The organism is Phenylobacterium sp., from assembly GCF_037138395.1.
GTDB lineage: Bacteria > Pseudomonadota > Alphaproteobacteria > Caulobacterales > Caulobacteraceae > Phenylobacterium.
This window is the reverse complement of record NZ_JBAXIM010000174.1, coordinates 1-4,822: the sequence shown is the minus strand read 5'-3', so window position 1 is coordinate 4,822 and position 4,822 is coordinate 1. Positions and strand designations below refer to the sequence as shown.

At 62.5% G+C, this 4,822-nt stretch carries 4 protein-coding genes; 3 read left to right on the top strand and 1 reads right to left on the bottom strand.

Features of this window, described 5'->3' with window-relative positions:
• Positions 1 to 337 precede the first annotated feature (337 nt).
• Together WCJ52_RS11560 and WCJ52_RS11555 are read left to right on the top strand one after the other, a co-directional pair.
• Positions 338 to 1,174 (top strand): enoyl-CoA hydratase-related protein, encoded by an 837-nt coding sequence (locus WCJ52_RS11560; RefSeq protein WP_336903460.1) that lies wholly within the window; start codon positions 338 to 340, stop codon positions 1,172 to 1,174.
• A gap of 34 nt (positions 1,175 to 1,208) precedes the next feature.
• Positions 1,209 to 2,183 (top strand): nitronate monooxygenase family protein, encoded by a 975-nt coding sequence (locus WCJ52_RS11555; protein ID WP_336903459.1) that lies wholly within the window; start codon positions 1,209 to 1,211, stop codon positions 2,181 to 2,183.
• A gap of 218 nt (positions 2,184 to 2,401) precedes the next feature.
• Here WCJ52_RS11555 and WCJ52_RS11550 read toward each other — a convergent pair whose 3' ends face one another.
• Positions 2,402 to 3,538 (bottom strand): acyl-CoA dehydrogenase family protein, encoded by a 1,137-nt coding sequence (locus WCJ52_RS11550; RefSeq protein ID WP_336903458.1) that lies wholly within the window; start codon positions 3,536 to 3,538, stop codon positions 2,402 to 2,404.
• Between the two features lie 223 nt (positions 3,539 to 3,761).
• Between WCJ52_RS11550 and WCJ52_RS11545 the strand changes: the two genes are divergently transcribed.
• Entirely contained in the window at positions 3,762 to 4,397 is a 636-nt protein-coding gene (locus WCJ52_RS11545; protein WP_336903457.1) for a TetR/AcrR family transcriptional regulator, read from the top strand.
• Positions 4,398 to 4,822 lie beyond the last annotated feature (425 nt).

The following is a 4,822-nucleotide window of genomic DNA, read 5'->3' as shown; positions in this document are numbered from 1 at the left end:
CGCCTGCCCCCACCGCTGCCCCTGCCCCTGCCGCGACCCCGTCGACCTAGGACCTGTTGCGATCCGTCGGAACCGGTTATCGGACTGAGTTGCCGAAAAGACGTGAGCTGCCCGCATCGGCACCTGCGCGAGACCGCACGATATGTCGATAATGGCGGCAGACGGCGGGCTCGCCAGGAGAGGCCTCCGGCCAAATTCAACCCACACGGGCCGCATCCGGCGGTGACCTGGCAGAACCCGGTCTTCACAGGTCAATATGCGAATGTTATTCGCTTTGATGTCGTGCAAGGGTCCGGGCGCGGTCATGCTGACGATGCCACCAATAAGGGAGGGTAGGATGAGCGAGCACGATCAGATCGGTTACGGCGTGGATCACGGCGTGGCCACGATCACCTTCAACCGGCCGGAGAAGCTGAATGCGCTCACCCCGGCCATGTTGCAGCTCTTCTTCACCGCTGTCCGGCGCGCGGCAGCCGATCCCGAATGCCGGGTGATCGTCATCACAGGCGCGGGGCGCGGGTTCTGCGCGGGCCTTGATCTGAGCGTTATTGGAGCGGGCGGGACCTCCAACGCACCCTCGACAACAGAGGATGTCGCGCCACCGCAATGGGGAGACGACGTCGGACCGGATCTGTCACGGTTCTTCTCGGGCGGATGGAATGAGTTGATCACCTCCCGCAAGCCGACGATCGCCGCGATCAACGGCCCGGCGTTCGGCTGGGGCTTCATCCTCGCCCTTCACTGCGACATTCGCTTCGCTGCCCGGTCTGCGGTGATGAACGCCACCTTCGCCCGTCTGGGCGTACCGGCGGAAAAGGGCTCCGGGTGGCTGCTAGCACGCCTGATCGGCTCTGCCCGGGCGCTTGACCTTCTCTATTCCGCCCGACGTATAGACGGCGTCGAGGCTGAACGGCTTGGCATCGTCAACACCGTCCTGGAGGACGACGCTCTGGGCGAGCACGTGACTGCCTACGCCCGGCAGATTGCCTCTCAATCAGCCCCCCGAGCCCTTGCCGCCATGAAGGCGCAAGTCTGGTCAGCCCTGGACGACCCCTATGATGTGGGCTTTGCCGATGCTGACAAGGAACAGGACCTGTGTACCCGGACTGAAGACTTCCGCGAAGGCATCGCCAGCTACAGGGAAAAACGGGCCCCGGAATTTCGCGGTCAATGAAGTTCAACAACGACAAGCTCAGGGAGATCATAACATGAAGACGCGCATCACAGAGATGTTCGGGGTCGAGACGCCGATCGTCATGGGGGGGATGACCGGGGTCGGCTATGGCGAGCTGGTGGCAGCGGTGGCCAATGCCGGGGCACTGGGCTTCATCACCGCTCACATGTTCCCGTCGGGTGAGGCCCTGCTGGCGGAAATCGAGAAGACCAAGGCCCTGACCTCCAAGCCCTTCGGCATAAACCTGACGTTGCTGCCATCGATCAACCCGATCCCTTATGACGACTATCGCGAGGCCATCATCGCGTCCGGCATCAAGATAGTTGAAACGGCGGGACGCGCGCCGGTGGACCATCTGCCCCGCTTCAAGGAGGCGGGCGTGAAGGTGATCCACAAGTGCACCTCCGTCCGACATTCGGTCTCTGCCGTGCGTCACGGCGTAGACGTGATCAGCATCGACGGTTTCGAATGTGCCGGGCACCCGGGCGAGGACGATATCGGCCTCGTGGTGCTCCTGCCCGCGACAGTGGATGCAGTGGACGTGCCGGTGATCGCGTCCGGCGGCATGGCCGACGGGCGCAGCCTGGTTGCCGCCCTCGCTCTTGGTGCCGAAGGCGTCAACATGGGCACCCGCTTCTGTGCAACGGTAGAGGCCCAGATTCACCCAGCCGTGAAGCAGCAGATCGTGGACTTCACCGAGCGGGACACGGTGCTGGTGGGTCGCTCCCTGAAGAATACCGCCCGGGTCGCTCGCAACGCCATCTCGGAACAGGTAGCGGAGATCCAGAGGGACCCGACCAAGTCCTTCGCCGACGTGAAGGAACTGATGGCGGGCGTCCGGGGCCGCAACAACGTCTTGCGCGATGGTGATCTGAATGGCGGCATCTGGACCACGGGCCAGAGCCAGGCTCTGATCCACGATGTGCCGACCTGCGCCGAGGTTGTCCGCAACATCATGGCCCAGGCCGACGGCATTCTGGCGAAACGGTTCATGGCCATCGCAGGCTGAGGCGCGGCCGGGACGGTGCCTCGACCACCTGTCAACCCAACCCGCCCCGGCCGCGGCCACCGCCGCAGATCATCAGGACACCATAACCGCTTCTGAAACTGCATTTTGTGCCGAATTCGCGGGCCGGACGAGATGCGGGACCTTAAGGCCTATGTCGCCAGGGTCGCCGCCCGTCCGGCTTTTGAGACCGCGATCACGATGCAATAGGGCGGGTGCCTTCAGATCCCCAGCATTGCCCGCGCCATGATGTTACGCTGGATCTCGCTGGTTCCCCCAAGGATCGTAACCGCCCGGTCATACAGATAGCGCCCCATGGCCACAGCCGCCTCGCGACCTTCGTGGCTCGCCTGCGGTCCCAAGGCCTCTATCGCCAATTCGTCAAGTCGCTGGGTAAGGACGTTCCCCTGGAGCTTGAGCATTGAAGCGGCCGCGCCCGGAGATTCGCCCAGGGCCCGAGCAGAAACGACCCGGTGCTCCTGCATTTCGACCGCTGTGATATCGATCTCGACCTGAGCGAGTTTGCGGCCAAACCCTGCGTCCTCAGTGGCGTACCTGGAGGCCAGGTCTCGCACCCATTTCAACCTCGCCCAGAGCCCGTTGGCGTAGTTGCCGCCGCGCTCGAACTCGAGAAGGTACTTGGCGACGGTCCAACCCTCGTTCTCGGCCCCGATCCGCTGGGATTTCGGAACCCGCACGTCGTCAAAGAAGACCTGGTTGAACTCATGCTCGCCCGAGATGTTGATGATCGGGCGCATGGTCAGGCCAGGCGTGTTGCGGTCGATCAAGAGGAAGGAGATGCCGCGCTGCGGCTTGGCCTCCAGGTCCGTTCTCACCAAACAAAAGATGTGCGTCGCCTGATGTGCCAGGCTGGTCCAGATTTTGGTTCCGTTTACGACATAGTCGTCGCCGTCCGGCCGGGCACGGGTTTGAAGTGAGGCGAGGTCCGAGCCTGAGCCAGGTTCGGAATAGCCCTGACACCAACGGTGTTCGCCCGACAGGATCTTCGGCAGATAGTAAGCCTGCTGCTCGGGGGTTCCGAACCCGATGATCACCGGACCGCACATGCGGATCCCAAAACTGTGTATGCCCGGTGCCCCGGCCGAGGCGCATTCTGACGCGAAGATGTGGCGCTCGGTCGTTGTCCAGCCCGTTCCGCCGTGCTCGACAGGCCAGTCCGGCGCCACCCACCCCTTTCGATGCAGCGTGGCATGCCATTTTGCAGTCGGTGCCAGGTCGCAGAAGGAGCCCGTCCTTGCCGCCCCGGCTGCGCGCAAGTCCTCGGTCAGGTGCGCGTCCAGAAAGGCGCGAACCTCTTCACGAAAAGCCAGGTCGGCGGGGGCGAGTTGCAGGTCCATGGGTCATGTCCTCGGCGGAGGGGAAATGGCTGGATTTCCAAAAGGAACGCTCAAACGCGAATATCATTTGCATATTGGCCTGTGAAGAGCCCGGACACTCCATGCTGGATGAGGTCCAGAGCATCACCTCAATAGCGACCGGGCAGGCGCAGCATCCGTGCAGGCTCCGGCCCTTTTCCGCGCGCCAACATTGACAGTGCGGTGTCTTGGCGGACAAGGGAGTATGGACTTTTATGAGGCTTCCCCATTCGTCCGACGCCCGGTGCAGGAGCGGAGCCGCGCGGCGCTGGCCCGCATTGTTGCCGCCGCAACCGAAGTGCTTGTGCGCAAGGGAAATGACGGCTTCTCGATGGCAGAGGTTGCCGAAGCGGCAGGCATCCCTGTCGGCAACATCTATCGACGTTTCGACGGCAAGGACAGCATCGTTCAGGCCATCAAGCTGGAGGCTATAAGGCGCCTCGAAGATGCTGTCTGCGAGCGTCTGAACGGGCAACAATTTGCTGGGCCAAGCCAGATTGTATCTGAAATCTCTTCAATCCTGGCTGAAATATCGGAGCGGGATGAGTCTTTACACCGCGTATTGTATAGTTATCGCATGCTCACTCCGTCGCTCCGCGCCATTGGACTGGCCGGCCGCGGCCGAGTTTTTGGGCATTACAATAATGCTATTTCTGGTTTTCTTCATTTTCTGCCCGAACACCGGCGGCGGTCAGTGATCGGGTTCTCCTACCAAATCATAGTCTCGTCTTTTGTCTCGAAGTCCCGGGGTGACGACCCCATCCTGCTGGAGATGTCTTGGTCAGCCTTGGCGCAGGAAGTCACAAAGGCGGCCACCGGCTACCTCAAAGAGGCGACCTAGACGGAGGCGATAGTGCCGGGCTCAGTCCACCTCCTGGTGTTTGGCATTCCCCGGCGTCGGCGAGGTCGCACTTCAGAGCAAATCCTGGGGGCCACAGGCCGTGAAGCGCGGCGAACTCCAGACGCTATCTCGCTTGGGTTTGAATCTGGAAGGCGGTCGTTCACGTTGGACCGCCTCGTGAAATGCGAAAGGCGGGTTTCCGGCGACGCCTCATTTTCTGTTGTTGGCGCAGGGCAGCGATCTGGCGTCGGACACCGCAATGTCCGCCTCCCCATCTTGAACGTCAGCCGGCCTGCCAGACCATTAAGTCTGAGGGGAACAGGCTCCAGGACCTCACTCCTCCCGGGTGACCCCCACCCGCTGGGCCAGGCTCGCGCCCATGAAGGTGTCGAGGTCGCCGTCGAGCACCCCCTGGGTGTCCGAGG